The sequence below is a fragment of the Micromonospora sp. WMMD998 genome, assembly GCF_029581235.1.
GTDB lineage: Bacteria > Actinomycetota > Actinomycetes > Mycobacteriales > Micromonosporaceae > Micromonospora.
In genome coordinates, this window is sequence record NZ_CP120740.1 from 4,176,972 (window position 1) to 4,203,647 (window position 26,676).

The 26,676-nt window shown below is 75.1% G+C and carries 30 protein-coding genes; 14 read left to right on the forward strand and 16 right to left on the reverse strand.

What is annotated here, in order from left to right:
- Positions 1 to 115: 115 nt before the first annotated feature.
- Complete coding sequence (locus tag O7619_RS19100; RefSeq protein WP_282282382.1) at positions 116 to 745, reverse strand: MBL fold metallo-hydrolase; 630 nt, start codon at positions 743 to 745, stop codon at positions 116 to 118.
- Entirely contained in the window at positions 742 to 1,830 is a 1,089-nt protein-coding gene (locus O7619_RS19105) for an S-(hydroxymethyl)mycothiol dehydrogenase (protein ID WP_282282384.1), read from the reverse strand. The genes O7619_RS19100 and O7619_RS19105 overlap by 4 nt, the downstream gene beginning before the upstream one ends.
- A 199-nt stretch (positions 1,831 to 2,029) precedes the next feature.
- Between O7619_RS19105 and O7619_RS19110 the strand changes: the two genes are divergently transcribed.
- Positions 2,030 to 2,446, forward strand: coding sequence for a hypothetical protein (locus tag O7619_RS19110; RefSeq protein WP_282282386.1), 417 nt, complete (start codon positions 2,030 to 2,032; stop codon positions 2,444 to 2,446).
- A gap of 13 nt (positions 2,447 to 2,459) precedes the next feature.
- On the opposite strand, the gene O7619_RS19115 is transcribed toward O7619_RS19110, so the two are convergent.
- From O7619_RS19115 to O7619_RS19130, 4 genes are all read right to left on the reverse strand, one after another.
- Positions 2,460 to 3,803 (reverse strand): MFS transporter, encoded by a 1,344-nt coding sequence (locus tag O7619_RS19115; protein WP_282282387.1) that lies wholly within the window; start codon positions 3,801 to 3,803, stop codon positions 2,460 to 2,462.
- Between the two features lie 82 nt (positions 3,804 to 3,885).
- Positions 3,886 to 4,740: an alpha/beta fold hydrolase gene (locus O7619_RS19120; protein WP_282282388.1), complete on the reverse strand. Its 855-nt coding sequence runs from the start codon at positions 4,738 to 4,740 to the stop codon at positions 3,886 to 3,888.
- The gene (locus O7619_RS19125; RefSeq protein WP_282282389.1) at positions 4,737 to 5,642 is read right to left on the reverse strand and encodes an SDR family NAD(P)-dependent oxidoreductase; all 906 of its coding nucleotides are present in this window, start codon (positions 5,640 to 5,642) and stop codon (positions 4,737 to 4,739) included. The genes O7619_RS19120 and O7619_RS19125 overlap by 4 nt, the downstream gene beginning before the upstream one ends.
- Positions 5,635 to 7,128 (reverse strand): NAD(P)/FAD-dependent oxidoreductase, encoded by a 1,494-nt coding sequence (locus tag O7619_RS19130; RefSeq protein ID WP_282282390.1) that lies wholly within the window; start codon positions 7,126 to 7,128, stop codon positions 5,635 to 5,637. The genes O7619_RS19125 and O7619_RS19130 overlap by 8 nt, the downstream gene beginning before the upstream one ends.
- 114 nt (positions 7,129 to 7,242) lie before the next feature.
- Here O7619_RS19130 and O7619_RS19135 point away from each other — a divergent pair, with 114 nt between their 5' ends.
- Positions 7,243 to 7,914 carry a TetR/AcrR family transcriptional regulator gene (locus O7619_RS19135; protein ID WP_282282391.1) on the forward strand — a complete coding sequence of 224 codons (672 nt, stop codon included), beginning with the start codon at positions 7,243 to 7,245 and terminating at the stop codon, positions 7,912 to 7,914.
- On the opposite strand, the gene O7619_RS19140 is transcribed toward O7619_RS19135, so the two are convergent.
- A complete protein-coding gene (locus O7619_RS19140) occupies positions 7,875 to 8,402 on the reverse strand; it encodes a hypothetical protein (RefSeq protein WP_282282392.1) in 528 nt (175 codons plus the stop codon). The genes O7619_RS19135 and O7619_RS19140 overlap by 40 nt on opposite strands.
- Before the next feature lie 44 nt (positions 8,403 to 8,446).
- Here O7619_RS19140 and O7619_RS19145 point away from each other — a divergent pair, with 44 nt between their 5' ends.
- The 4 genes from O7619_RS19145 to O7619_RS19160 all read left to right on the forward strand — a co-directional run bounded on the left by O7619_RS19145 (position 8,447) and on the right by O7619_RS19160 (position 11,190).
- Positions 8,447 to 9,430 (forward strand): WYL domain-containing protein, encoded by a 984-nt coding sequence (locus O7619_RS19145; RefSeq protein ID WP_282282394.1) that lies wholly within the window; start codon positions 8,447 to 8,449, stop codon positions 9,428 to 9,430.
- A 48-nt stretch (positions 9,431 to 9,478) separates the two neighbouring features.
- Positions 9,479 to 10,345, forward strand: coding sequence for a pentapeptide repeat-containing protein (locus O7619_RS19150; protein ID WP_348774328.1), 867 nt, complete (start codon positions 9,479 to 9,481; stop codon positions 10,343 to 10,345).
- Between the two features lie 311 nt (positions 10,346 to 10,656).
- A complete protein-coding gene (locus O7619_RS19155; protein WP_282282396.1) occupies positions 10,657 to 10,893 on the forward strand; it encodes a preprotein translocase YidC in 237 nt (78 codons plus the stop codon).
- 36 nt (positions 10,894 to 10,929) lie between these two features.
- Positions 10,930 to 11,190 carry a hypothetical protein gene (locus tag O7619_RS19160; protein WP_282282398.1) on the forward strand — a complete coding sequence of 87 codons (261 nt, stop codon included), beginning with the start codon at positions 10,930 to 10,932 and terminating at the stop codon, positions 11,188 to 11,190.
- Here O7619_RS19160 and rnhA read toward each other — a convergent pair.
- Positions 11,109 to 11,681 (reverse strand): ribonuclease HI, encoded by a 573-nt coding sequence (gene rnhA, locus O7619_RS19165; RefSeq protein ID WP_282282400.1) that lies wholly within the window; start codon positions 11,679 to 11,681, stop codon positions 11,109 to 11,111. The genes O7619_RS19160 and rnhA overlap by 82 nt on opposite strands.
- 162 nt (positions 11,682 to 11,843) lie before the next feature.
- Between rnhA and O7619_RS19170 the strand changes: the two genes are divergently transcribed.
- Complete coding sequence (locus tag O7619_RS19170; RefSeq protein WP_282282402.1) at positions 11,844 to 12,617, forward strand: tyrosine-protein phosphatase; 774 nt, start codon at positions 11,844 to 11,846, stop codon at positions 12,615 to 12,617.
- Positions 12,618 to 12,619: 2 nt separating this feature from the next.
- The gene (locus O7619_RS19175; RefSeq protein ID WP_282282404.1) at positions 12,620 to 13,747 is read left to right on the forward strand and encodes a serine hydrolase domain-containing protein; all 1,128 of its coding nucleotides are present in this window, start codon (positions 12,620 to 12,622) and stop codon (positions 13,745 to 13,747) included.
- Here O7619_RS19175 and O7619_RS19180 read toward each other — a convergent pair.
- The 5 genes from O7619_RS19180 to O7619_RS19200 all read right to left on the reverse strand — a co-directional run bounded on the left by O7619_RS19180 (position 13,721) and on the right by O7619_RS19200 (position 18,810).
- Complete coding sequence (locus O7619_RS19180) at positions 13,721 to 14,908, reverse strand: lycopene cyclase family protein (RefSeq protein ID WP_282282406.1); 1,188 nt, start codon at positions 14,906 to 14,908, stop codon at positions 13,721 to 13,723. The genes O7619_RS19175 and O7619_RS19180 overlap by 27 nt on opposite strands.
- A 57-nt stretch (positions 14,909 to 14,965) precedes the next feature.
- A complete protein-coding gene (locus tag O7619_RS19185; protein WP_282282408.1) occupies positions 14,966 to 16,216 on the reverse strand; it encodes an MFS transporter in 1,251 nt (416 codons plus the stop codon).
- Positions 16,217 to 16,315: 99 nt separating this feature from the next.
- Positions 16,316 to 17,473, reverse strand: a complete 1,158-nt coding sequence (locus O7619_RS19190; RefSeq protein WP_282282409.1) for a DUF6596 domain-containing protein — start codon at positions 17,471 to 17,473, stop codon at positions 16,316 to 16,318.
- A gap of 9 nt (positions 17,474 to 17,482) precedes the next feature.
- Positions 17,483 to 17,893 (reverse strand): YciI family protein, encoded by a 411-nt coding sequence (locus O7619_RS19195; RefSeq protein ID WP_282282410.1) that lies wholly within the window; start codon positions 17,891 to 17,893, stop codon positions 17,483 to 17,485.
- Positions 17,894 to 18,393: 500 nt separating this feature from the next.
- Positions 18,394 to 18,810, reverse strand: a complete 417-nt coding sequence (locus O7619_RS19200) for a DUF6069 family protein (protein WP_282282411.1) — start codon at positions 18,808 to 18,810, stop codon at positions 18,394 to 18,396.
- A gap of 175 nt (positions 18,811 to 18,985) precedes the next feature.
- Between O7619_RS19200 and O7619_RS19205 the strand changes: the two genes are divergently transcribed.
- The 4 genes from O7619_RS19205 to O7619_RS19220 all read left to right on the forward strand — a co-directional run bounded on the left by O7619_RS19205 (position 18,986) and on the right by O7619_RS19220 (position 22,133).
- The gene (locus O7619_RS19205; RefSeq protein ID WP_282282413.1) at positions 18,986 to 20,074 is read left to right on the forward strand and encodes a sensor histidine kinase; all 1,089 of its coding nucleotides are present in this window, start codon (positions 18,986 to 18,988) and stop codon (positions 20,072 to 20,074) included.
- The gene (locus tag O7619_RS19210) at positions 20,071 to 20,742 is read left to right on the forward strand and encodes a response regulator transcription factor (RefSeq protein ID WP_282282415.1); all 672 of its coding nucleotides are present in this window, start codon (positions 20,071 to 20,073) and stop codon (positions 20,740 to 20,742) included. The genes O7619_RS19205 and O7619_RS19210 overlap by 4 nt, the downstream gene beginning before the upstream one ends.
- A 180-nt stretch (positions 20,743 to 20,922) precedes the next feature.
- Positions 20,923 to 21,408 carry a hypothetical protein gene (locus tag O7619_RS19215; RefSeq protein WP_282282417.1) on the forward strand — a complete coding sequence of 162 codons (486 nt, stop codon included), beginning with the start codon at positions 20,923 to 20,925 and terminating at the stop codon, positions 21,406 to 21,408.
- A gap of 77 nt (positions 21,409 to 21,485) precedes the next feature.
- The gene (locus tag O7619_RS19220; RefSeq protein WP_282282419.1) at positions 21,486 to 22,133 is read left to right on the forward strand and encodes a class F sortase; all 648 of its coding nucleotides are present in this window, start codon (positions 21,486 to 21,488) and stop codon (positions 22,131 to 22,133) included.
- A 24-nt stretch (positions 22,134 to 22,157) separates the two neighbouring features.
- On the opposite strand, the gene O7619_RS19225 is transcribed toward O7619_RS19220, so the two are convergent.
- Positions 22,158 to 22,865, reverse strand: a complete 708-nt coding sequence (locus O7619_RS19225) for a TetR/AcrR family transcriptional regulator C-terminal domain-containing protein (protein ID WP_282282420.1) — start codon at positions 22,863 to 22,865, stop codon at positions 22,158 to 22,160.
- 69 nt (positions 22,866 to 22,934) lie between these two features.
- Between O7619_RS19225 and O7619_RS19230 the strand changes: the two genes are divergently transcribed.
- Positions 22,935 to 23,165 (forward strand): hypothetical protein, encoded by a 231-nt coding sequence (locus tag O7619_RS19230; protein ID WP_282282421.1) that lies wholly within the window; start codon positions 22,935 to 22,937, stop codon positions 23,163 to 23,165.
- A 20-nt stretch (positions 23,166 to 23,185) separates the two neighbouring features.
- Here O7619_RS19230 and O7619_RS19235 read toward each other — a convergent pair whose 3' ends face one another.
- Positions 23,186 to 24,196, reverse strand: coding sequence for a phosphotransferase (locus O7619_RS19235; protein WP_282282422.1), 1,011 nt, complete (start codon positions 24,194 to 24,196; stop codon positions 23,186 to 23,188).
- 134 nt (positions 24,197 to 24,330) lie between these two features.
- Between O7619_RS19235 and O7619_RS19240 the strand changes: the two genes are divergently transcribed.
- Positions 24,331 to 24,720 (forward strand): YchJ family metal-binding protein, encoded by a 390-nt coding sequence (locus tag O7619_RS19240; RefSeq protein WP_282282423.1) that lies wholly within the window; start codon positions 24,331 to 24,333, stop codon positions 24,718 to 24,720.
- A 77-nt stretch (positions 24,721 to 24,797) separates the two neighbouring features.
- Here the strand turns inward: O7619_RS19240 and O7619_RS19245 are convergent, their stop codons facing one another.
- On the reverse strand, positions 24,798 to 26,660 hold the full coding sequence (locus tag O7619_RS19245; protein ID WP_282282424.1) for a transketolase: 1,863 nt from the start codon (positions 26,658 to 26,660) through the stop codon (positions 24,798 to 24,800).
- Positions 26,661 to 26,676 lie beyond the last annotated feature (16 nt).

The window sequence follows — 26,676 nt, forward strand, 5'->3', positions numbered from 1 at the left end:
TCGCTACCGTGCGGCACCGGTCCGGCGGCTGCCCGCGCTGGTCCGGCGTGACCATCGGCGCGTCGGGGCACTGCGGCCCGGCCCGGCGGCGAGGCCGCCGGGCCGGCCGGCGCGGTCAGTGGCCGCGGGCGATCCACTCGTCCAGGTGCGGCGCCTCCGCGCCGACGCTTGTGTCGTCGCCGTGCCCGGTGTGCACCACCGTCTCCGGCGGCAGCGTGAGCAGCCGGGTACGGATCGACTCGACGATGGTGTCGAAGTCGCTCCAGGAGCGGCCGGTCGCGCCGGGTCCGCCGGCGAAGAGCGTGTCGCCGGTGAAGACCGCGTCCAACTCCGGCGCGTAGAGGCTGCACGCGCCCGGGCTGTGGCCGGGCGTGTGCAGGACCCGCAGCGTGGTGCCGGCGACGGTGACGGTCTGCCCGTCGACGAGGTCGCCGTCCGGCGGCGTGTCCGGGTGGACCTGGTCCCACAGCACCCGGTCCGCCGGGTGCAGCAGCACCGGCGCGCCGGTCGCCCGGCCCAGCTCGGGGGCGACCCGGACGTGGTCGTCGTGGGCGTGGGTGGCCACGATCGCGAGTACGCGACGGTCGCCCACGACCGCGCGGATGGCGGCCACGTCGTGCGGGGCGTCGACGACGACGCACTCGTCGTCGTCGCCGACCACCCAGACGTTGTTGTCCACGTCGAACGTCTGCCCGTCCAGCGAGAACGTGCCGGACGTGACGGTGTGGTCGACGCGGGCGGTCACGGGAAGACCACCACCGACCGCAGCACGTCGCCGTGGTGCATCCGGGTGAACGCTTCCTCGACCTGGTCGAGGGCGATCTCCTCGGTGACGAACGCGTCCAGGTCGAGGCGACCCTGCCGGTAGAGCTCGGTGAGCATCGGGAAGTCGCGGCTGGGCAGGCAGTCGCCGTACCAACTGGACTTGAGCGCGCCGCCGCGGCCGAACACGTCGAGCAGCGGCAGGTCGACGGTCATCTCCGGGGTCGGCACGCCGACCAGGACGACCGTGCCGGCGAGGTCACGGGCGTAGAACGCCTGCTTCCAGGTCTCCGGGCGACCCACCGCGTCGATCACCACATCGGCGCCGAACCCGCCGGTGGCCGCGCGGATCGCCTCGACCGGATCGTCCTCGGAGGCGTTGACGGTGTGGGTGGCGCCGAACGTCCGCGCCCAGTCGAGCTTGCGGGAGTCGGTGTCCACGGCGACGATCGTGGTCGCGCCGGCCAGGACCGCGCCGGCCACCGCGGCGTCACCGACACCGCCGCAGCCGATCACCGCGACGGAGTCGCCCCGGGTCACGTTCCCGGTGTTCATGGCCGCGCCGAGGCCGGCCATCACGCCGCAGCCGAGCAACCCGACGGCGGCGGGCCGGGCGGCCGGATCCACCTTGGTGCACTGCCCGGCGTGCACGAGCGTCTTCTCGGCGAACGCGCCGATGCCCAGCGCGGGAGCCAACTCGGTGCCGTCGGTGAGGGTCATCTTCTGCGCCGCGTTGTGGGTGGCGAAGCAGTACCAGGGCCGGCCGCGCCGGCAGGCCCGGCACTGCCCGCACACGGCCCGCCAGTTGAGCACCACGAAGTCGCCGGGGGCCACGTCGGTGACGCCGTCGCCCACCTGCTCGACGACGCCGGCGGCCTCGTGGCCGAGCAGGAACGGATAGTCGTCGTTGATGCCGCCCTCGCGGTAGTGCAGGTCGGTGTGGCAGACGCCGCAGGACTGGACGCGGACCACCGCCTCACCCGGCCCCGGGTCGGGCACCACGATCGTGGTGACCTCCACCGGCGCGCCCTTGCGCCGCGACACGACTCCCCGGACTTCCTGGCTCACGCTGTCTCCTTCGTTCGCGACTGCGGGGCTCGCAGAACCGGCTCGCTCCTCGCGCTCACCGGCTGCCTCCTTCGTTTTTCGGTCCCCCGCCGAACCTACCGCCGATCATCGTCGGTGGCCCGGCGGCACCGGGCGGATTGTCCCGGTCGACGCCGGGTATCCGCCAGTGCCGGTTCTCCGACGTCGAACGGGAGTGATCATGAGGTTGACGCATGCGCCGCTGCGGGTGGCCATCGGCGCGTACATCCTGAACTCCGGGCTGTCCAAGCGGACGCTGGAGGGCGAGGCCGCCGCCGGGGTGCACGGCATGGCCGCCGGGGCGATCCCGCAGTTGGGGCAGATCCCGCCGGACCGGTTCGCGGTGCTGCTCTCCCGCGGCGAGATGGCCCTCGGCGCGGCGCTGCTCGCCCCGTTCGTCCCGTCGCTGCTCGCCGGCGCCGCGCTCACCGCGTTCGGCGCCGGGCTGGTGCAGCTCTACCTGAAGACGCCGGGCATGCGGGAGGGCACCAGCCTGCGGCCGAGCCAGGCCGGCATCGGCCTGGCCAAGGACGTGTGGCTGGTCGGGGCGGGCGTGACCCTGATGCTGGACTCGCTCACCCACCGGCGGCGCCGCTGACCGGGCCGCCGCCTCAGGCGGGCACCGCCACCGGCGCCCGCTCGGTGGCCAACCCGCGCCGGGCCGCGTTGCGGTAACGCAGCACCTGCACCGCGCCGAACGCCCAGAGCAGATACTGCACCGCGAACGCCAGGCGGAACGCGGACAGCGGCGGGGCGGCCCGCCCGGCCGGGGTGGCCAGGTCGAGCACCACCCCAACGGCCAGGATGAGCACGATCGACGCGGCGAACCCGCCGACGTTGACGATGCCGGTGGCGCTGCCGATGCGGTGCACCGGGTTGAACGTCCGGGCGTAGTCGAAGCCGATCACCGCGCCGGGGCCGTTGACCGCGAGCACCACCACCAGGGCCACCAGCAGCCCGTGCGGGGCGCGGCCGGGCCAGAGCAGCACCACGGCCCAGACCGCGGCGGTGGCGGCGGTGATGGCGAAGACCACCACCGAACGGTGGTACGGGTGCCGGGCGCACAGGTGCGCGACCACCGGACCGCACACGAGCGTCACCACGGTCATCAAGGTCAGCAGCCCGGCCGCGGCGGTGGGCGAGAAACCCTGCCCCTGCACCAGGAAGGGGTAACCCCACAGCAGCGCGAACACCGAGCCGGAGAACTGGGTGACGAAGTGCGTCCACAGGCCCAGCCGGGTGCCGGGCTGCGCCCACGCCTCGGCGAGCTGCCGACGCACGGTCGCGAGCCCGGGGGCGAGCGCGGTGACGTGCCCGGCGTGCGGGGTGTCCCGCACCGCGGCGAGGACCAGCAGCAGCACCGTGACGCCGAGCGCCGCCGCGGTCAGGAACGCCGGGGTCCAGCCCGCGTGGTGCAGCAGCGCCACCAGGGGTACGGCGCCGAGCACCGCCCCGAGCTGGCCGATGGTGCCGGTGAGCTGCACCAGCAGCGGGTTGCGCCGGCCGGGGAACCAGAACGCCACGATCCGCAGCACGCTGATGAACGTCATCGCGTCGCCGAGACCGACGAGCACCCGGGCGACGACGGCGAGGCGCACGTCGACGGCGACCGCGAACACGAGCTGCCCGGCCACCATGAGCGCGCCGCCGGCCAGCAGCAGCCGGCGTGAACCGTACCGGTCCAGCAGCACCCCGACCGGGATCTGCATGGCCGCGTAGACGGCGAGTTGGGCGACCGAGAAGGTGGCCAGCGCGGACGCGTTGATGCCGAAGCGGTCCGCCGCGTCGACCCCGGTCACGCCGAGCGAGCCGCGGTGGAACACGGCGGCCACGTACGCGGTGACGGCCACCGCGTAGACCAGGCCGGCGGGTCGGCGGCCGACGCTCGCCGCGGCGTCCCGAGCCTGGTGGCGGCGACGTCGAGGTGCCACCGCGTCGCGCCCCGCCTGCCTCATGCGCCCATGGTGCGCGCCCGGCACGCCGCACCCGTCCCCCCGCCCTCCCATCGTGGCGCAGACCACCCCACCCGGGGGTGGGTCAGGGGGTTGGGCGGTCGGACCAGAAGTCGCGCAGCAGCGCCTCCACCTCGGTGGTCCGCTCGATCTGCGGCATGTGGCCGGTGTCGCGGAACAGGTGGGCCCGCGCCCCGGGCAGCCGGGTCCGCGCGTACGCCAGGTGCGCGGCGGGCAGGATCACGTCGCGGTCGCCCCAGACCAGCAGCGTGGGCAGGTCCAGCGCGGCCACCGCGTCGAGCAGCTCGGCGCGCCAGCGCGGGCGTACTCCCCGCCAGGTGCCCAGGTGGCGGACGAGTTCCCGGATCACCCGGGCGGTGTGCGGCTGCCGGGCCACGGCCAGCGCGGTGGCGACCCGCTCGTCGGTGACGTAGCCCGGGTCGAAGAAGATGGCCCGCTCGGTGCGGCGGGCGATGGCCGGGTGCGGGCGCAGCAGCAGCCGGGCCAGCGGGCGTACCGCCAGCAGCCGCAGCGCCACGGTCACCTCCCGCCCGAAGCCGGCGCTGTCGAGCAGCGCCAGGTCGGCCACCCGGTGCGGGGCGTCGGCGGCGACGCGCATGGCCACCGCCCCGCCGAGGGAGTTGCCGACCAGGTGGGCCGGGCCGGTGACCCCGGCGGCGTCGAGGAACCCGACGACCGCGCCGGCCAGCGCGGGCAGCGTGTGCGGCCCGTCGAGGGGCGCGGAGCCGCCGTGGCCGGGCAGGTCCACGGCGAGCACGCGGTGGTCCCGGGCCAACGCGGCGTGCAGCGCGGTGACGTCGTCGAGGGTACGGCCGATGCCGTGCAGCAGCACCACCGGCGACCCGTCGCCGGTGATCCGGCAGCGCATCCGCCGCCCGCCCACGGCACGCTCGTCCCCCGGCGGCAGGGCGACGGTCACGCCGGCCGACCGGGCCCCGGAACCGCCGCGCCGTCCGGGGCCGCGCCGTCCGGGACCGCGCCGGGGTTCGGCGTACGCGGTGGGCGCATGCCCAGGGCCAGCACCCGGCCGTAGCCGGCGGGGGCGATCCGGGCGAGCAGGTCGGGCAGCTTCGCCGACCAGCCGATCAGCACCCGGCCGCGACGCCGCCGCGCGCCGCGCAGGATCGCCTCGGCGGCGGTCGCCGGGTCGATGGTGAGCAGCTTCTCGAACTGCCGGAGGCCGGCCTCGTACTCCTGGATCGGGACGCCGCTGCCGACCCGCGCGCGGGCCGCGATCCGGGTGCGGATGCCGCCCGGGTGCACCGAGGTGACGCCGATCCCGTCGTCGACCAGTTCGTGCCGCAGCGCCTCGGTGAAGCCGCGTACGGCGAACTTGCTCGCCGAGTAGGCGGCCTGCCCGGCGGGGGCGATGAGGCCGAACAGGCTGGAGACGTTCACCAGGTGGGCGCCCGGCTCGGCCTTGAGCGCCGGCAGCAGCGCGTGGGTCAGCCGCACCACCGCCCGGAAGTTGATCTCGATGACCCAGAGGAACTCGTCCAGCGTGACCTGGTCGAACCGGCCGCCGAGCGCGACGCCGGCGTTGTTGACCAGCAGCCGGATCCGGGGGTGGGCGCGGTGGATCTCGGCGGCGACCCGGTCGGTGGCGTCGGCGTCGGCGAGGTCGACCAGGTGCGTCTCGACCCGCCGGTCCGGGTGCGTCGCCCGGATCGCCGCCACCACCGCGGAAAGACCGTCGGCGTCGCGGTCGAGCAGGACCAGGTCGGCGCCGCGTCGGGCCAGGCCGTGAGCGAGCGCCGCGCCGATGCCGCTCGCCGCGCCGGTCAGCACCGCCGTGCCGCCGGAGAAGTCCAGGTCACGCATCATTGCCTCCAGATGGGGCGGCGGTGGCCGGCACGCCGGCCCGGGCGAACCGGACGCCGTCGGTGAGCGGCCCGTGCCGCATCAGGCGTACGTCGCGGGGGTAGTTCTGGTGCAGCCGCCACGGCGCGCGCGGCCCCTGCTTGGGTAGCTGGTCGACGGCGCGCAGCACGTACCCGGAGCGCAGGTCGATGATCGGGGCCAGGTCGTCGGTGTCCGGGGCGAGGGGGGTGACGATCTGCTGGCCGGTGTCGTCGAGGTGGCGCAGCAGCCGGCAGACGTAGGTGGCGACCAGGTCCGCCTTCAGCGTCCAGGACGCGTTCGTGTAGCCGATGGTCATGGCGAAGTTCGGCACGCCGGAGAGCATCATGCCCTTGTAGGCGACGGTGGCGGCGAGGTCGACGTCGACGCCGTCGACGGCGAGGGTCATGCCGCCGAGCGCGAGCAGGTTGAGGCCGGTGGCGGTGACCACGATGTCGGCCGGCAGCTCCGCGCCGGAGGTGAGCCGGATGCCGTGCGCGGTGAACGTGTCGATGGTGTCGGTCACCACCGACGCGCGGCCGTCGGCCAGGGCGGCGAACAGGTCCCCGTCGGGCACCACGCAGAGCCGCTGGTCCCACGGGTCGTAGCGGGGCGAGAAGTGCCGGTCCACGTCGTACCCGGCCGGGAGCCGGCCCTTGGCGGCCCGGCGCAGGTACCGCTTCACCAGCCCCGGCGCGCGCCGGCTGAGCTGGAAGTTGGCCACCCCGAGCAGCACGTTCTTCCAGCGGGCGACCGCGTAGGCGGCCGTGGGCGGCAGCCACCGCCGGGCGGCGTCGGCGAACCTGTCGCGCGAGGGCAGCGAGATGACGTACGTCGGTGAGCGCTGGAGCATGGTGACGTGGGCGGCCCGCTCGGCCATGGCCGGGACCAGGGTGACCGCGGTCGCGCCGCTGCCGATCACCACCACCCGCCGGCCGGTGACGTCGAGCCGTGGCGGCCAGTGCTGCGGGTGCACGAGCGTGCCGGCGTACCCCTCGACGCCGGGCAGGCGCGGCGTGTAGCCCTCGTCGTAGCGGTAGTAGCCGGAGTTGGCGAACAGGAACGCGCACGTGAGCGTCGTGTCCTCGCCGGTGTCGTCGCGGTGGGCGTGCACGGTCCAGCGGGCGGTCGCGCTGTCCCACTCGGCGCGCACCACCCGGTGGTGGAAGCGGATGTGCCGCTGCACGTCGTACTCCCGGGCGGTCTGCCGGACGTAGCGGCGGATCGACTCGCCGTCGGCGATCGCCTTCGGGTCGGTCCACGGCTTGAACGAGTAGCCGAGGGTGTACATGTCGGAGTCGGAGCGGACGCCGGGGTAGCGGAACAGGTCCCAGGTGCCGCCGATCGCGCTCCGGGCCTCCAGCACCGCGTAGGTCTTGCCGGGGCACTCGCGACCCAGGTGGACGGCGGCGCCGACGCCGGACAGGCCGGCGCCGACGATGAGGACGTCGACGTGGTCCGAGGCCATCGCTTCTCCCGTTCTGCCCGCGGTGGACCGGACGATAGCCACCACTCCCGAAACCAGTCAACACCCTGTCGAGTGAAATCGACAGGGTGTTGACCGGGTGTAGCATCGGCCGACATGAGCCCCGCCCGTACGCCGACCGGCGCCGCGCCGACGCGCGGGCGGCGGGCCGGCCGCTCCACCGGCGACGACCGGGAGGTGGCCATTCTCGCCACCGCCGAGCGGCTGCTGCGGGAACGGCCGTTCGGCGACATCTCCATCGACGACCTGGCCCGGGGCGCGGGCATCTCCCGGCCCACCTTCTATTTCTACTTCCCGGCCAAGGACGCGGTGCTGCTCACCCTGCTCGACCGGGTCACCGAGGAGGCCGACGCCGCCGCCGGCGACGTGCTAGACCGGCTCGCCGAGGACCCGCGCGCCCGGTGGCGGGAGTTGATCTCCCGGTTCCACGCGATCTTCGGCGCCCACCGGGACGTGGTGCTGGCGTGCGCCCAGGTGCGCGGCACCAACCCCGAGGTGCGGCGGCTCTGGGCCGAGGTGCTGGAGCGCTGGGTACGGGCGGTGCAGGCCGCCGTCGAGGTGGAGCGCGCCCGCGGCGCGGCCCCGGACGGGCTGCCCGCCCGGGACCTCGCCATCGCGCTCAACTCGATGAACGAGCGGGTCTGGTACGCGACGTTCGCCGGGGACGGCCCGGCGGTGGCCGAGCGGGACGTGGTCGACGTGCTGCTCGACGTCTGGTTGACCGCGATCTACCGCACCACCACGCCACCTGTCACGCCGCCCGGCTGAACTCCGGCGTGCGCGTGACCCACCGGCCCCTCGGCGCGCGCGTCGGCCAGGTAGCCGGCCAGGTCGGGCCGCTCGGGCGCGAGCACGTGCCGGATCCAGGCGAGCCGCTCGTGCTCCAGCACGCCCAACTCCCAGACACACCCCACTCCGGGCCGGTCCAGGTCGACGAAGTGCGCCGGGTCGTCGTCCGGGCAGGCCAGCGCCGGTTGTCCGGCGACCGCGATCCGGCACTCGACGACGTTGTCGAAGAACCAGCTGTACGCCAACAGGTACGCCCCGGTGTCCGCGCCCCGGTGCAGCACCACCCAGCTCGCCGGCGGGGTGCCGCCGTCCGGGGCGGGCAGCAGCGACGGCAGGTACGCGGACGCGGCGTCGACCACCTCCGGTTCGAGGCGACGCCGCGGCTGGTCGATGTGGTAGCGCTTGACGTGCCGGCCGGCGACCTCGACGGTCCCGGGCACGGTCAGCTCCTTGTCGTGGAAGGCCATGCCGGGGACCGTAGGGCCACTCCCCTGACAGCTAGTGTCAGCGGATGCGGGCCAGTCGACTCCTGTCCATCCTGCTGCTCCTCCAGGCGCACGGCCGGCTCACCGCCGCCGACCTGGCCGCCCGCCTGGACGTGTCGGCGCGCACGATCTACCGGGACGTCGAGGCGCTGCACACCGCCGGCATCCCGCTGTACGGCGAGGCCGGGCACGCCGGCGGCTACCGGCTGGTCGACGGCTGGCGTACCCGGCTGACCGGGCTGACCGGCGAGGAGGCCGACCGGCTGCTCTTCGCCGGGCTGCCCGGGCCGGCCGCCGAGCTGGGCTACCAGTCGGTCGTGGCGGCCGTGCAGCTCAAGTTGCGTGCCGCGCTCCCCGCCCCGCTCGCCGATCGGGCCGCCCGGCTGGAGCAGCGCTTCCACCTGGACACGCCGGGCTGGTACTCCGACGGCGACCCGTCACCGCACCTGGCCGCGGCGGCCGAGGCGGTGTGGCGGGAACACCGGGTCCGGGTCCGCTACCGCGGCTGGCGCGGCGAGGTGACGCGGGTGCTGGAGCCGTACGGGCTGGTGCTCAAGGGTGGCCGCTGGTATGTCGTCGCGGCCCGGCCGGACCGCGCCGAGCCGGCCACCTACCGGGTCAACCAGATCCTCGACCTCACCCCGCTCGACGAGCCGTTCGACCGGCCGGAGTTCGACCTGCCGGCGTGGTGGCGGGCCCACGTGGTCGCGTTCCGGGCCGGCCTGCACCGGGACGAGGCCACCGTCCGGCTGTCCCCGGCCGGGCGGGCGCGGCTGCGGGAGATCGGCAGCGACGTGGTGGTCGCCGCCGCCGAGGCGTCCGCCGGCCCGCCCGACGCGGCGGGTTGGGTGCGGGCCGTCATCCCCATCGAGTCGCTCACCCACGCGCACGGCGACCTGCTGCGGCTCGGCGCCGACGTGGAGGTCCTCTCCCCCGCCGCGCTGCGCGCCCGGCTGGCCGACACCGCCGCCGCCCTGGCCGCCGTCTACCACCCGCCCGCTGCCGGCTGACCAGGTCGCCCCGGGGACAATGGGACGAGATCCTGGGAGGGGGCTCTGGTGGGCGGTGGGTGGGAGTTGCGGGCGGACTGCGCGCGCTGCGCGGGGGTCTGCTGCGTCGCGCCGGCGTTCGCCGCCTCGGCTGACTTCGCCATCGACAAGCCGGCCGGGCGGCCCTGCCCGAACCTGCGCCCCGACTCCCGCTGCGGCATCCACTCGGAGCTGCGCGAACGCGGCTTCCCCGGGTGCACCGTGTTCGACTGCTTCGGCGCCGGCCAGCACCTCACCCAGGGCACCTTCGCCGGCCGCGACTGGCGCGCCGACCCCGCCACCGCACGGCGGATGTTCGACACGTTCGCCGTGCTGCGACCGCTGCACGAGCTGCTCTGGTATCTGACCGAGGCGGTGCGGCTCACCCCGCCCGGTCCGCTGCGCGACGACCTGGCCGCCGCGCTGGACGAGACCGGCCGGCTCACCGACGGCACCCCGGCGGTACTGCTCGCGGTCGACGTCGACGCCCACCGCGACCGGGTCAACCGACTGCTGTCGAGCGCCGGCGAGCAGGCCCGCGCCGGTCGGGCCGGACCGGACCGCCGGGGCGCCGTGCTGATCGGCGTGGACCTGCGCCGCGTCGCGCTGGCCGGGGCGAACCTGCGCGGCGCCACCCTGATCGGGGCGGACCTGCGCGGGGTACGCCTCGGCGCCGCCGACCTGACCGGGGCCGACCTGCGCGGCGCGGACCTGCGCGGCACCGACCTCGGCGAGTGCCTGTTCCTGCACCAGTCCCAGCTCGACGCCGCCCGCGGCGACCACCGCACCGCCCTGCCGCCCGACCTGCGCCGCCCCGCGCACTGGTCCCTGACCCCCACCCCCACCCCCACCGCGCCCCGCCCACCCCACCCCCGCCGCCCACCCCACCCCCGTTGATCAAGGAGTTCGCGTCTCGACCACGCGCCCCCTCGACGTGAACCCCTTGATCACCGACCCCATCCCCCGGCGGCCCGCCACCGGCGCTCCGGGGGCCACGATCTCCGGCGGTGACGCCGATCTTGGACTTGTGGCACCTCCGATATCACCCCGAAAGCGACATGTCGTGGCACCACAATTCCATGATCGACGGGACGACCGACAACACCGCTGGGGGCGGGGACGGGGGTGAGCGGGGTGGGCGGGGTTTTGGTGGGGGTGGGGCGGGTAGGCGGCGACACGAACAGTCGAGGTGGGACGGGGGCGGACCGGTGGGATATCGGGCACGTGACGGCGCGGAACCCGTCGACCCGGCGCACGCCGAGGACGCGGCCGGAGAGACCCCGCTGGTGCAGGTGCCGGCGGACACCGAGGTGCCGGCCACCGCGCCGGACGCGCCCGCACCCGACGAGGTGACCGAGGACGACGGGTCCGGGATGGCCGGCGGAGCGTCCGGCAGCAGCTCCGGCGGCTCGTCGATGCCGACGCACCCGGACGCGGCCCGCTGAACGTTTGCCGTCACCGGATGCGGGCAGGAGTGCGACATGACCAGTGAAGAGTCCTTCGGCCGCGCCGCCGGCGACGAACCCGACGGCGCCACCGCCTACGAGGCGTCCCTGCGCCCGCCGGGCGAATCCCTGCACACCACCGACGACACCGGCGACGACTTCGCCGACCTGCCGGCCGAGGACCGTCGCTCGGCCCGGGACACCAGCCGGGCCGGCTACGACGTGGACGCTGTCTCCGGCACCGCCGACCCCGCCGACGAGCCGGAGGAGATCGAGGAGGGCCGCCCCCTGCGGTGACCCGCCCGCGTCCGCGGGGTGGCCGGTGAACCGCCACCCCGCGCCTCGCTCATCCCCCGGTTGGCGAGCGCGTCCGCGCGTTCGTTCTCCGGATGCCCGCTGTGGCCCTTCACCCACAGCCAGGTGACGTCGTGCCGGGCGCAGGCGGCCTCCAGCCGCTGCCACAGGTCGGCGTTCTTCACCGGCTGCTTCGCGGCGGTGACCCAGCCGTTGCGCTTCCACCCGTCCAACCACCCGGTGATGCCGTTACGCACGTAGGTGCTGTCGGTGTGCAACCGCACGGTCACCGGGCGGGTCAGGCTCTCCAACGCCTCGATCGCGGCGGTCAACTCCATCCGGTTGTTCGTGGTGGGGGTCGCCTCGCCGCCGCACAGCTCCCGCTCGTGCCCGCCCCAGCGCAGCACCACGCCCCAGCCGCCGGGCCCGGGGTTGCCGCTGCACGCGCCGTCGGTCCAGATCTCCACGACCCGGCCGGTCTCCGCCTCCACCATGCCCGGCAACCTACCGGGTACGCCGCCGCGCGGAACCACCCGACCCGCGACGCCGCGCCGGCTCACGGCGCCAACGGGGGCGGGGACCACCCGCGATGCCCCACCGCCTCGCGGGTCCGGCGGGGACCACACGCGGCGCGGCGCCCGGCTACCGTGCGACCCATGACCGCACCCCCGCCGTTCACCACCCTCTGCAACTTCCGTGACCTGGGCGGCTGGCGCACCGCCGACGGCCGCGCGGTCGCCCGTGGCCGGCTCTACCGCTCCGACTCCCTGGCCAAGCTGACCGGCGACGACCTGGGGCGTTTCGCCGCGCTCGGCGTCCGCACCGTGATCGACCTGCGCTACCCGTGGGAAATCGTCGAGCGCGGCCGGGCGCCGGAGAGCCTCGGCGTGACCTGGCACAACCTGAGCATCGAGCACCGCCCCTACGTCCAGGCCGACATCGACCCGGACGTGGATCCGTGGCGCTACCTGGCCGACCGGTACGCCGAGGTGGCCGAGGACGGCGTGGTGGAGCTGCGCCGGGCGCTGGAGGTGATCGCCCACGACGAACACCCACTGGTGTTCCACTGCGCCTCCGGAAAGGACCGCACCGGGCTGCTCGCCGCGCTGGTGCTGGCCCTGCTCGGCGTGCACACCGACCAGATCGCGGCAGACTTCGCGCTCACCGAACGGGCCACCGGGGCGCTGGTGGCGGAATGGCGGGACCGCAACGGCGGCGCGACGCCGGGCTGGCCCGCGTACGGGCGGGCGCCCGCCGAACTCATCCGGCTGGTGCTGGCCGAACTGGTCGCCGCGCACGGCTCGGTGCGCGGATACGTCACCGGGCAGCTCGGGGTGCGCGAGGAGACGATCGCCGCGCTGCGCGCCCGCCTGCTCACCGGAGACGAAAAACCGGGCGACGCCGACGCCACGCTCTGGCAGGCTCCCTGACCGTGGACGACCGGTGGGACGGCCTCCGGGCCGACGTGCGCGCGACGATCGACGACCTGGTGACCTCCGGGCGGGAGGCCGGCGTGCAGGTGGCCGCCTACCTCGACGGCGCGCCGATCGTCGAGGAACAGGCCGGCCTCGCCGACACCGACGCCGGGCGGCCGATGACCGCCGGGACGCCGGTGCACGCCGTCTCCACCGGCAAGGGCCTCACCGCCACCGTGGTGCACGTGCTGGCCGAGCAGGGCCGCCTCGACTACGACCTGCCGCTGGCGCGGGTGTGGCCGGAGTTCGCCCGCAACGGCAAGGACGGCATCACGCTGCGGCACGTGCTCACCCACACCGCCGGCCTGCCCGCCCTGCCCGCCGACATCACCCCCGCCGACTTCACCGACTGGCAGCGCATGTGCGATCTGCTGGCCGACGCGAAACCGTTGTGGGCGCCCGGCGAGCGGCTGGCCTACCACGCCTGGACGTGGGGCTGGCTGGTCGGCGAGGTGGTCCGCCGGGTCACCGGCAGGTCGATCTCCCGGGTCCTCGCCGAGGAGGTGGCCGGGCCGCTCGGCGTCGACCGCGAGATGTTCCTCGCCGTACCCGAGGCGGAGCTGCCCCGGCTGGCCCGGCTGGAGGACGCCGGCCTGTCCGCGCTGATGACCTGGGCCGGCGCCAACCTGCCGCACTTCGACGCGGTGGCCCCGCCCGCGGTCCGGCCGGACGCGACCATCGGCGGCAACCCGGACGTGCTCCGCGCCGAGGTGCCGTCGGTCGGCACGATGAGCGCCCGCGCGGTGGCCCGGATGTACGCGGCGCTGCTCGGCCCGGTCGACGGGGTCCGACTGATCTCCCCCGAGCGGCTGCGCGCCGTGTCCGCGCCCGCGATACGCGCGCAGGAGTGGGTGTTCGGGCAGGAGCTCACGTTCGGGCTCGGGTACGCGGTCGACGACGACGGGTCGTTCGGGACCGCCGGCAGTGGCGGCAGCCTCGCGTTCGCGTACCCGGAACTGGGGTTGACGGTGGCGGCGGTGCGCAACCGGCTCGGCGCGGGCGACGGCGACCCGATGGAACGGCTGCGGGCGCTGGTGCGCGACCGGGTCGCCGCGACCCTAGGCGGGGCGCAGCCGGGCGCGTAGCCGGCCGGCGGCGTCCCCGAGGACCGCCCCCGTCATCGGCAGCAACGGGCTGGACCGCATCACCGCCAGATCCTCGACCGGGCCGGTGACGCCGTCGAGGAAGCGCAGCACCCGCTCCGGCGGGTTGCGGTCGAACAGCCGCTCGAAGAACTCCACCCCGGCCACGTGCCCCCGGTCCAGCGCCCGCAACGCCACCGCGTCCATCCACCGGTGCCGACCCGGGTACGCGGGCGCGGGCACCGGCGGACGACCCGCCGCCACGGCCCGGGCCACCTGGTCGGCCTGCCGGAGCATGGCGGAGAACGTGAACCCGGTGGACGGCCGGGTCGCCCCACCGGCGGTGCCCAACCGCACCACCCGGGGGCTCGGGCGGGCCACGAACGGGCCGTCGGTCATCGGGATCACCCCGTTCTCCACCTCCCGCACCCGCAGCGCACCCAGGTCCAACCCGAGCAGCCCGGCGTAACCGCGCAGCGCCGCGTCGTAGCCGGCGTCGTCGAGCACCGCCGGCCCGAACTCGGTGTACTCCACGAGCGCGAACCGGTCGTCGACCGGCAGCACGTACCCGAAGGACACCCCACGCTCCGGCTGCGGGGTGCGGAAGTCCATCAACACCGCCCGGCCCGGGTCGAACGTCGGCTTATCGGCCGCCAACCACCATCCCCGGAAGTGCTGCAACCAGCTCGTACGCCCCGGTCGTGCCGGCGGGCGGGGCCGGGAGTCCAGCACCCAGCCGGCCCGCACCAACACCCCACCGGCGGGGTCGCGCACGGTCACCCGGGCACCGTCGTCGCGTACCTCCCCCGCCGCCGCGCCGATCCGCACCGCGCCCAGCCGCCGCTCCGCCTCGGCAGCCCGGTCGTAGACCGGGGCGGAGCGCAGCATGGCGTACCGCAGCGGGTCCAGCGGCAGGACGCGGCGGCCCGCCGCCGTCACCACCTCCACCCGCGACCAGCTCGCGCTCAGCAGCGGGTCGAGGTCGCCGCCGGGAGTGCCCCAGAACGCCCAGGTGCGGTCCTGGCCGCGCTTGCGCACCGGATCCACCACGGCCACCCGCACGCCGCGCACCCGGTGCCGGTCCAGGGCGGCCAGGACCAGGGACGCGGCGCCACCGCCGCCGACCAGCGCGAGGTCGACGTCGACCGGGGAGGATGCGGGCACCCGCCCACGCTGTCACACCGGCGGGACGCCCCGCCGGGGACCCCGCCGCGTTGACCGCTAACCGGCCACCGGCACGGGCGCCTCCGGCGTCGGCTCGGCGTACGCGGCGGCCACCGTCGCCCGGTCGAACACCCGCCACGTCGCGACGACCACCGCGACCGCCACCACGAAGCCCACCCAGTACGGCGCGGTGATGCCGAACCGGGCCGCCACCACGCCGCCGAGCAACGCGCCGACGCAGTTGCCGCCGGCCGCGACGAACAACGTCGTGCTGCCCACCCGGCCCATCAGCGCCGGCGGGGTGAGCCGCTGCCGCAGCGAGTTCACCACGATGTTCCACAACGCGCCGTGCACGCCGAACGCGAACAACGCGAAGCCGACCACCGCCGCGCTGCGCGACGCGGCCAACGCCAGATGCAGGCCGGCCTCGACAAGCAGGCCCACCCGCACCGTCCAGGTGGCGGTGATGGCGGCGATCAACCGGTCACCGACGACCGAGCCGAGCAACCCGCCCACCGCCAGGCAGGTGAACAGCGCGCCGTAGCCGACCGAGCCGAGGCCCAGCCGCTCGGTCGCCAGCAGCACCAGCACCGCGAGCGCCGCGGTGAGCGTGACGTTGAGCAGCCCGATCAGCAGCGCCATCGTGCGCAGCAGCCGCTGCGCCCGCAGCCAGCGGAATCCCTCCGCGACCTCGGCCCGCACCGAACGCCGTTCGTCCCGCGTCGGCGCGCCCCGGTAGGTCCCGGCGAGCAGGCCGACAAGCACGGCGCTGAGCGCGTACGTGCCGGCGTTGAGCGCGAACGGCGCCGCCGCCGCCAGCACGAACAGGAAGCCGCCGAACGGGCCGGCGATCATGTTCTGCGTCACCTGGGTGCCGCCGCTCAGCCAGCCGTTCGCCCGTTCCAGCCGGGACCGGGGCACCACCGCCGGCAGCACCGCCTGGGCGGCGACGCGGAACACCACCTCACCGGTGTTCACCACGAACAGCACCAGGTAGAGCAGCGCGATCCCGGCCCGGTCGGCGAGCATCGCCGCGGCCAGCACGGCCAGCGCGCCGACCCGTGCCCAGTCGATGAGCACCATCAGCCGGCGCCGGTCCACCCGGTCCGCCACCACGCCACCGGGCAGGGCGAACAGCAGCCACGGCAACCAGGACACCGCCGCGCCGACGGAGACCACGAGCGGGTCGTCGGTGCGCGACGCCACGTACAGCGGGGCGGCCACGGTGGCCGTGCCGCTACCCAACGCGGACAGCGTGCTCGCGGTCCACAGTCGGGCGAAGCGCCCGCCGAGTCGTTCCCCCGTCACGACGAGGCAAGCTACCAGCGTGGGCACCGTCCGCCGAGCGGTTTAAGGAGGGGCCCCCGCTTAACGCCTCGTGTATAGGCGGGGCCCCCGCTTAACACCTCAGGTGGAGGCGGGACGGGACGCACGGGTGTTCAGCCGGGCGGCCTGGCGAGTCAGGTGATCGCGTTCGGCGAGGTTGGTGGCCTTGCGGGCGGCCTCGGCGTAAAGGCGGGCGGCCACCTCCGGGTTGCCGTCGCGTTCGTGCAGGTACGCCGCCACCGCCGCGTACCGGGGCAGCGTCTCGTCCAGCGCGGCGAGCGCCGCCAGCCCGGCGCGGGCGCCGTCCGCCGCGCCGACCGCGACCGCGCGGTTGAGCCGCACGACCGGGTTGTCGGTGAGACGGACCAACTCGTCGTACCACTCGACGATCTGCACCCAGTCGGTCTGCGCGGCGGTGGGCGCGTCGGCGTGCAGCGCCGCGACGGCGGCCTGGGCCTGGAACTCACCCAGCCGGTCGCGGGCCAGCGCCCCCTGGAGGATCTCCACGCCCTCGGCGATGAGACCGGTGTCCCAGCGACGACGGTCCTGGTCGGCCAGCGGCACCAGACCGCCGTCGGGTGTGGTCCGGCTGGCCCGGCGGGCGTGGTGCAGCAGCATGAGAGCGAGCAACCCGGCCACCTCGGGATGGTCGATGGCAGCCGCGAGCTGCCGGGTGAGCCGGATCGCCTCGGCCGCGAGGTCGACGTCGCCGGAGTAGCCCTCGTTGAAGACCAGGTAGAGCACCCGCAGCACGGTCGCGACGTCGCCGGGCCGGTCGAACCGTACGCCGGAGACGGTGCGCTTGGCCCGGCTGATCCGCTGCGCCATGGTCGCCTCGGGCACCAGGTACGCCTGGGCGATCTGGCGGGTGGTGAGCCCGCCGACGGCGCGCAGGGTGAGCGCGACCGCCGACGACGGGGTCAGCGCCGGATGCGCGCAGAGGAAGTAGAGCCGCAACGTGTCGTCCGCTCCGGACACCTGCCCCGGCGCCGGCTCCTCGTCGACGAGCTCCTCGCGCCGACGCCGGGTGGCGTCGGCGCGTGCCGTGTCGAGGAACCGGCGCCAGGCGACGGTGACCAGCCACGCCTTCGGCTCGCGCGGCGGGTCGGCCGGCCACACGCGGAGCGCCTCGACGAGCGCGTCCTGCACGGCGTCCTCGGCCGCCGCGAAGTCAGCTCCGCGGCGGACGAGGACACCGAGAACGCTCGGCGTGAGGCTGCGCAGCAGCACGTCGTCCATCGGATCAGGTCACTCCGTGATGGTGGGCGGCGCGGTCAGGAACGGGCGCAGCTCCAGCCACTCGTGGATCGGCCGGCCGCCCTGCCCCGGCGCGGCGGACAACTCCGCGGCCAGGTCGAGGGCGCGCTCGTAGCTGTCCACGTCGATCACCATCCAGCCGGCGATGAGGTCCTTCGTCTCGGCGAACGGGCCGTCGGTGACAGGTGGGCGCCCCTCCCCGTCGTAGCGGACGAACGTGCCCTCCGGGGAGAGCGCCTGGCCGTCGACGAACTCGCCGGAATTCTCCAGGCGGGCCGCGAAGTCGTTCATGTACTGCACGTGCGCCGTGACCTCCTCCGGCGTCCACCGGTCCAGCATCGGCATGTCGGTGACCGGCTTCGGGCCGCCACGGTAGTGCTTCAGCAGCAGGTACTTCGCCATGGTGCTTCTCCTCAGGTGCGGGGGCGACCCCATTCTGGCCGCGTTCGAACCGGGGACGGAGCCGCCCCATCCGTTCTCGACATCCGAGCAGGAAAATTTCGTAGCCGAGTCTCGACAGCTTCCGAGGAAGGTGGGGCACTACCTCTAGAGCGTCCTAGGAGGCTAGCCGCATCGCCTCGGCGGTGGTCGCTGGCCCGACATCGCCGGGTGGCGCGGGTCACGCAGCGCAACGGTTGCTGAGCGTGCTGGCGCGACTCGGGACGGGCCGCTGCCCTTCCGCCTTTGCTCTGCAGCCATATCCGCAGCAGGCGGTTGAGCTGCTCAGATGAAAGGCCCATCGCCGGCGATGGTGGGCCGGTTCGGTGACTTTCCGTGCCTGCTGCGCGGATGGCTGCAGAGCAAAGGCGGACGGGAGCCCACACCCGCATGCCCGTGGATGTCACGTGCCGTGACGATCCGGAGCCGCCCACCCCCGTCGCGGGCGGTTCCGGACCGGCCGGTCAGCGGGCGGCGGTCCGCCGCAGACCAGGCACCAGCACCGCGCCGGCGAGCAGGTGCAGGACCGCGAGCGTCGCCGTGGCCGACCGGCCCACTCCCCCGGTCAGCGGTCCGAGCAGGGACAGCAGCAGCACCAGCGCCGCGACCACGGTCCAGACGGTCCGCGCCCGCCCGGTGAACCGCTCCAGCAGGGCCAGCAGCGCCCAGCCGGCCAACCCGGCGAGCACCGTGCTGACCGCCACCGCCGCCGGCGTCACCCGCTGCTCGGCGTCGCCAGCACGGGCGATCAGCTCCACCCCGGCGAGCGGCACCGCGACAACCCAGCCCAGCAGCGTGGCGGCGGTGGCGACGAGCACCGTGAGCAGTCGGTCGCGGCGGCGGGACGGGTGGACGGCGGTGCTCGGGATCGTGGTTTCCATCGGTGCGTACCTCCGGTCTGTCGGCATCAACCGCGGACGACGCTAGGGCCGGCGGGGCGTCGCGCGGATCGCGCCGCGGGCCGGTTCCCGGCTCCGTCCCGGGAACCAGGGGCGGGCCGCATGTCCGTCTCGCGGCCGATGAGATCCGGTGGGCGGCGGGCCTAGCATCCGGGTCATGAGGTGCCTGTCCCGATCCCGGTTCCTGCTGCTGCTCGACGGCGGCATCGCCATGGCCTGTCTCGGCGTGTCGCTGCTCGTGCTGCTGACCTCGGACGCCGGCCCGGGCGCGACCGCCGTCGCGGTCGGCCTGGCCGCGTTGCAGGCCAGCTGCCTGCTCTGGATCCGGCGCCGACCCGGGTACGCGCTCGCGGTGGCCGCGCTGGCCGGCGTCGGCCTGGAGGCGCTCTGCCCGGCGCTGGGCTGGCTCGGTCTGGTGGCCGCGCCGCTGTCCTACGTCGCCCGGTTGCGACCGCCGCGGTTCTCGCTCGTCGCGCTCGCGGTGCTGGTGGCGCCCACGCCGTGGAAGCTGGTCAGCGGCGGCTGGCGGGACCTGCTGCTCGCGGTGACCGGGCTCGGCCTCAGTTGGTCGATCGGCGAGCTGCTCCGCGCCCAGGCGCAGCGGCGCTGCGAGTGGGAGCGGCAGGTGCGCGCCACGGAGCGGGAGCGCATCTCCCGCGAGCTGCACGACGTGGTCGCCCACCACGTGGCGGTGATCGCCGTGCAGGCCGTCGCCGCCGAGGACGTCTTCGACACGCACCCGGCGCAGGCCCGCGCCGCGCTCGGGTCGATCAACACGGCGGCCCGATCGGCGCTGACCGAGCTGCGGGCGATGCTGCACGCGCTGACCGCCGACGACGGGTCGGACCCGGACGGGCCGCAGCCGGGGCTGGCGCAGCTCGACGCGCTTGTCGACGCCGTCCGCGCGGTGGGGCTGCCGGTGACCCTGCGCCGGGAGGGCGACGGCGAGACCCTGCCCGGCGGGGTGCAGCTCTCCGCGTACCGGATCGTGCAGGAGTCGCTGACCAACGCGCTGCGGCACGGGCACGCGACCCGCGCCGACGTCGACGTCCGCTACGGCGACGGGGTGCTGCGGCTGGAGGTGGTCAACGACGGCTCGGCGCCGGCCCGCCGGCCCGGCGGGCGCGGCATCGTCGGCATGCGGGAACGGGCCCGGCTGCTCGGCGGCACGCTCGACGCCGACCCGTTGCCGACCGGCGGTTTCCGGGTACGCGCGCAGCTCCCGGTGCGGGCGGTGACCCGGTGACCGTACGGGTGGTGGTCGCCGACGACCAGGAGCTGATCCGTGCCGGGCTGCGGATGGTGCTCGACGCCCGGCCCGACCTGACGGTGGTCGGGGAGGCGGCGGACGGCGTCGAGGCGGTCGCGGTGGCGACGCGGACCCGGCCCGACGTGGTGCTGATGGACGTGCGGATGCCCCGACGGGACGGCATCGCCGCGACCCGGGACCTGGTGGCCGCCGGCAGTCCCGCCCGGATCGTCATGCTCACCACGTTCGACGTCGACGAGCACGTCTACGCCGCGCTGCGCGCCGGGGCGAGCGCCTTCCTGCTCAAGGACACCCGCCCGGCCGACCTCGCCGAGGCGGTGCGGGTGGTGGCCGGGGGCGAGGCGCTGCTGGCGCCGACCGTGACGCGACGGCTGCTGGACCGGTTCGCCGACCGGCTGCCCGGCCCGGCCCCCACCGCCGACCGGGCGCTCGCGGCGTTGACCGCCCGGGAGCGGGAGGTGCTCACGCTCACCGCGCGGGCGCTGTCCAACGCGGAGATCGCCGCCCGGCTGCACCTGAGCACCGCCACCGTGAAGACCCACGTCTCCGCGATTCTCACCAAGCTGGGGTTGCGGGACCGCATCCAGGCGGTGGTCCTCGCGTACGACACCGGGCTGGTGCGGCCGGAGCCGCCGGTCGGCTGAGCCCCTTTCGGCCGATCTGGCCCCGGGAGGGGGAACACCGGACGGCAACGAAGATTTCTCAATTACCCCCAGTGATTGCCGCAACCCTCCTAGTGTTGGCCACACCGGTGCTAGTCACGGAGTTGGCCACCCGAACGACGTCCCACGCAGACAGCGGACGAAAAGTGAGGGAAGACGCGGATGAAGGCACAGTCATTTCTCGGCACGGCGGCGGTCGGCGTGGGCCTCGGCGCACTGCTGCTGCCGGCCGCCGCGCTGGCGGACACCAGAGTGTCACCGGCCACCACCCCAGTCGGCGGCACGGTCGTGCTCACCACCACGTGCAACCCGAAGGCCGGTGACGCGATCTTCCGGGTCACCGGGCCGGACCGCGACCAGAACGTCCGGTCCACCACGGCCGCCGCCGGCGGCGGCCTGAGCGCCGAACTCTTCACCGCCGGGTTCACGCTCGGCACGTACACGGTGGCCGCGACCTGCGGCGACGGCAGCGACGGCGGCAGCGCCACCTTCACCGTCACCCCGATCGGCGGCGCGCAGGCCGGCACCGGCGGCCGGGACGGCGACACCGGCGTGCTGGTCGCGGGCGGCGCGCTGGCCGCCGGCGCGCTCGGCGGCGGGGCGTACGTCCTGATCCGCCGCCGGCGGCGGGCGGGCGCCACCGCCTGAACGGCACGCCGAGCGGGTCGCCCGCGCCGGTCCACCCGGCGCGGGCCCCGCGTCCACGTCGGAGGGAGGCCGGATCCGTGTCCTCGTCCCACCGCCGCCGGGGCGGGTCGTCGCGGGCCCGCACCGCCGCCGTGGTCACCGCCGTCACCCTCGCCGGCGCCGCCGGCGCCGGGCTGGTCTCGGCCGGTCTCGGCAGCACCTCGGCGTCGCCGCCGCAACCCGGGCCCTCCGCCGCGCCGACCACCGAACGTCCCGGCGCCGCCGGCCCGACGCTCCCCCGCTCGACGCCCGCCCGGGTCGTCATCCCCCGCATCGGCGTGGACGCCGAGATCGTGCCGGTCGCCACCGACGACGGCGCGTTGGAGGTGCCGCCGCTGGAGCGCCCCGAGGTGGCCGGCTGGTATCGCCCCGGCCCCGCGCCCGGTCAGGCCGGCAACGCGGTGCTGGTCGGGCACGTGGACACGCAACGCGGCCCGGCGGTCTTCTTCGATCTCGGCCGGCTGCGCCCCGGCGACACCGTCCGGGTGGTCCGCGCCGACGGCCGGACCGCGACGTTCACCGTGGACGGCGTCGGGACGTACCCCAAGGAACGCTTCCCCACCGAGCGGGTGTACGGCGGCGGTGCGGCGGCGCGGCTGCGCCTGATCACCTGCGGCGGGCGGTTCAACCCGCGTACCGGCAGCTATCCCGACAACATCGTGGTCTTCGCCACCGCCACCCGCTGACGCTGCTCATGGCGACGCCCGCGATCACCCTGCGCCGGCCGTTCCGCCGCTCGGGCTGGCCGTTGGCAGGTGCGGCAGGATGCCGTTCAGGCCCTCCTCGAACAGCAGGTCGTCGCTCCACCGGGTGTCGTCGAGGTGACCCGACGCGGTAAGCGTCGGATAGGCGTCCGCGCTCGCGGCGACGTGGGCCCGGGCCGCGGCCCGCGTCTCGGGGTCCGCGGTCCGGCGCCAGGTGGCCTCGGTCAGGGCGGCGCCGATGACGAAGTTGGCCAGCAGCCGGGTGACCACCGCGAGCCGGCGCCCGCGGCAGCCGCCGCGCACCAGCGCCGCCTGCAGGAACTCGGTGCGGGCCAGGACGTTGGGGCCGAGCATCGGTCGTCCGACCAGCCCGGGCGCCCAGGGGTGGTCGAGCATGACGGCACGCCATCCCCGGACGAGGGCGCGGACGTCGGCCGCCCAGTCGTCGCTCGCGCGCGGTATGGGCACGTCGGCGAAGATCCGGTCGGCGGCCAGGTCGAGCACGTCGTCCTTCGTCCGCACGTGCCAGTACAACGCGGTCGCCGTCACGTCCAGCCGCAGGGCGAGGCGGCGCATGGTCAGCCCGTCGACGCCGTCCCGGTCGAGCAGGTCCACCGCGGCGTCCACGATGCGTTCGATGGTCAGCGGCGGTTTGCGCCGGGCCCGGGGCGGCTCCCCGCGTAGCCACACGGGCGTCTGTCCACGACTGTCCATGACGTCATCCTAAACCGATGGACAGGGAACTTAACGGCGTTAATCTGGATGAACGAAGGAGGTCCCGTCATGCCCCTGCTGCGCGTCCACCTCGACACCGACCGGACGACCGCCCGCCGAGTGTTGCACCTGCACCAACGCGGCGGCGTCCACCACGAGTCACGGGAGGCCGCCCGCGACCAGGTGTGGCGGCAGGGCCGCACACCCGCCGGTGACCCGCTCTTCGTCGGCATCACGAACGGACGCCGCAACGTGCAGCTGCTCTACGACGTCGAGGTCCACTCCGACGTCGTACCGTGAGCACCCGGCCGGGTCGCCCCTCAGCCGGCCAGGTCGGCGAGGTCGGCCAGCTCGGCGTCGAGCAGCTCGGCCAGCAGCGCCACCCGGCCCGGCTCCGACTCCGCGGTGATGGCACGGCTGGGCATCTCCACCGTCATCAGCAGATAGAGGTGCAGGCGGTAGAGGCCGAGACGCCTCCGCACCCCCGCGTCCCACGGGAACGGCGCCACCGTCCGGTACGCGCGCACCAACGGGTCGTCCGGCTCGTCCTCCGCCCGGCGGAACAGCAGCGGCGAGACCAGGTCCAGCAGCGGGTCACCCCACAGGTGCCGTTCGCCGTCGACCAGGCCGCTGAGTCGTGGCGTGCCGTCCGGCCCCTCGACGGCCAGCACGTTGCCGGCCCAGCCGTCGAAGTGCAGCAGCGCCGGGCGGCGTACCCGATCGAGGACGGCGGCGTGCCGGGCGACCAGCTCCCGGATCCGGGCCGCCGGCGCGGGCAACGGCACCGCCCAGTCCGCCGCGTCGGCGAGCAGGTCGTCCACCATCGCGGCGTACGCCTCGCGCCAGGTGGGCGCGGCGGCGCGGCCACCGTCGTAGCCGTACCGGTCGCCGGTGACGGCGTGCAGCGCCGCCAGCGCCAGGCCGAACTCGGCGCGCACCGGCGCGACGTCCGCACCGGCCCGGGTCAGGTCCCACAGGGTACGACCGGGCAGCCGCTCGGTGAGCAGCCAGTCGCCCAGCTCACGGTGCCGGCCGTGGTGCAGCAGCGCCGGCACCGGGACCGTGGGCGCGCGGACCGCCACCAGCCGCAGGTAGCGCGCCTCCGCCCCGATCATGTCGCGCTCGTAACGCAGCAGCGGCACGTGCGGCGGCGGACCGACCTTGAGCACCACGTCGCGCCCGTCGGCGAGGCGTACCCACCACACCGCGGCGAACCCGCCGCCGGCCAGCGGCCCGCAGTCGGTCACCTCGACCGCCGGCCCGAGCGAGGCGGCCAGGTAGCGGCGCACCTGCTCCGGGTCCAGGTCACGCCGGGTCGGGCTGCCGCTCATGGTCCTCGAAGACTAGTGCCCCCCACCGCCTCCCGCTGCCCCGCTGGGGTGTAAGGCGGGGGCCCTTCTTAACGCATTCGGTATAGGCGGGGCCCCTGCTTAACGCCTTCCGGGCGGGAGGCGAGAATCGCGGCATGGCGAAGCGGACAACGGCCTGCCCGTGCGGCTCGGGCCGGCCGTACGAGGACTGCTGCGCCCCGGCGCACCGGGGCACGGCGACGGCGGCGACCGCCGAGGCGCTGATGCGTTCCCGGTTCAGCGCGTTCGCCCTCGGCGACGCCGGTTACCTGGTGCGGAGCTGGCACTCCCGGACCCGGCCCGAGCGCCTGGAGCTGGATCCGGGCACCCGGTGGACCCGGCTGGAGGTGGTGGAGACCGGGCAGGGCGGCCTGTTCGACAGCACCGGTACGGTCCGTTTCCGCGCCCACTACCGGGAGGGCGGTCGACCCGGCGTGCTGGCCGAGCACAGCCGATTCGCCCGGGAGGACGGCCGCTGGGTGTACCTCGACGCGCTGCCGGAGTGAGCGCACCCGGTCCGGAAGGTGTTAAGCGGGGGCCCCGCCTCTACCAAATGCGTTAACCGGGGCCCCCGCCTTACACCTCAAGCCAACGCGCGGGCCGCGGCGACGACGGCGTGCACGCCGATGCCGGCGCGGTCGAGCTGCTGGGTTGGGGTGCCGGAGCCGGGCAGCCCGCGCACCGCCAGGTGCCGCACGCGCACCGGTTCGGCCAGGTCGGCCAGCGCCTCCAACACGGCCGAGCCCAGGCCACCCTCCGGGTAGTGGTCCTCGACCACCACGAGCCGGCCGCCGGTGTCCCGGACCGCCGCCAGCAGACGTTCCCGGTCGACCGGCTTGATCGAGTAGAGGTCGACGACCCGGGCGTCGATGCCCTCCCGGGTCAGCTCGTCGGCGGCGGCCAGGCAGACGTGCACGGTGACGCCGGTGCCGAGCAGCACCACGTCGCCGCCGTCGCGCACCACCCGGCTGCCGCCGATCGGGAACTCCTCGCCGTTGTCGTAGAGCACCGGGTACGCGCCGCGGGTGGTGCGCAGGTAGGCCACGCCCGGGCGGTCGGGCATCTGCGCGACGAGCGCCGCGCAGGAGACCGCGTCGGCCGGGCAGAGCACCGTGGAGCCGGGCACGGCGCGTACCGCGGCCATGTCCTCCAGCCCCATCTGCGACGGGCCGTCCGGGCCGATCTCCACCCCGGCGTGCGAGCCGACCAGGGCGATGTCGGCGCGGGAGACGCCGGCCATCCGGATGAAGTCGTAGGCCCGGGACCAGAACGCGGCGAACGTCGCCGCGAACGGCCGCCGGCCCCGGACCGCCAGGCCCACGGCGGCGGCGACGAGCTGCTGCTCGGCGATGTACATCTGGAAGTACCGGTCCGGGTACGCGGCGCCGAAGCGGTCCGCCCGGGTGGAGTCACCGACCTCGCCGTCGAGGGCGACCACGTCGGGCCGGGCGGCGCCGAGGGCGCGCAGCGCGTCCCCGTACGCGTCCCGGGTGGCGACCTTCGCGCCGCGCTCGTACCGGGGCAGCTCCGGCTGGCCGTGTTCGGTGGCGGTGGCGCGCGGCGCGGCGTGCGGCCTCGGCCCGGCGACCCGGATCCGCCGCGGCCCGCCGAGCGCCCGTACCGCCCGGTCGGCCAGCTCGGCGTCGAGGGGTTTGCCGTGCCAGGACGGGTCGTTCTCGACCTCGGGCACGCCCTTGCCCTTGACCGTGCGGGCCAGTACGACGGTCGGCCCGGCGCCGTCGCGGGCCTGCCCGTACGCCTCGTCGATCGCGCCGAGGTCGTGCCCGTCGACGACAATCGCCCGGCAGCCGAACGCCTCGACCCGCCGCCGGTAGGTGTCCAGGTCCCACTCCATCTCGGTCGGGCCGCACTGGCCGAGCCGGTTGACGTCGACGATCGCGGTGAGGTGGCGCAGTCCGTAGTGGCCGGCCTTGTCCAGCGCCTCCCAGATCGAGCCCTCGGCCATCTCGCTGTCGCCGCAGAGCACCCAGACGTGGGCGCGCGACCGGTCCAGGTACTGGGCGGCGATCGCCACCCCCACGCCGACCGGCAGCCCCTGCCCGAGCGAGCCGGTGGCGACATCGACCCAGGGCAGGACCGGGGTGGGGTGGCCCTGGAGGCGCGAGTCGGCCCGGCGGTACGTCCCCAGCAGCTCCTGCTCGCTGATCGCGCCGACGGCCCGGAACACCGCGTAGAGCAGCGGCGAGGCGTGCCCCTTGGAGAAGATCAGATGGTCGTTGCCGGGGTTGCCCGGGTAGGACCAGTCGTAGCGCAGGTGCCGGGCGACGAGCACGGCGAGCAGGTCGGCGGCGGACAGGCTCGAGGTGGGGTGCCCGGATCCGGCCATGGTGCTGCACCGGATCGCGTCCACCCGTAGCTGGGCTGCCAGCTCCGCCAGCCCGGTCAGGTCCTCGTCGCGCAGGGTGCGCTGTGCTTGCAGGGTCACCGGACCCACCGTAGTC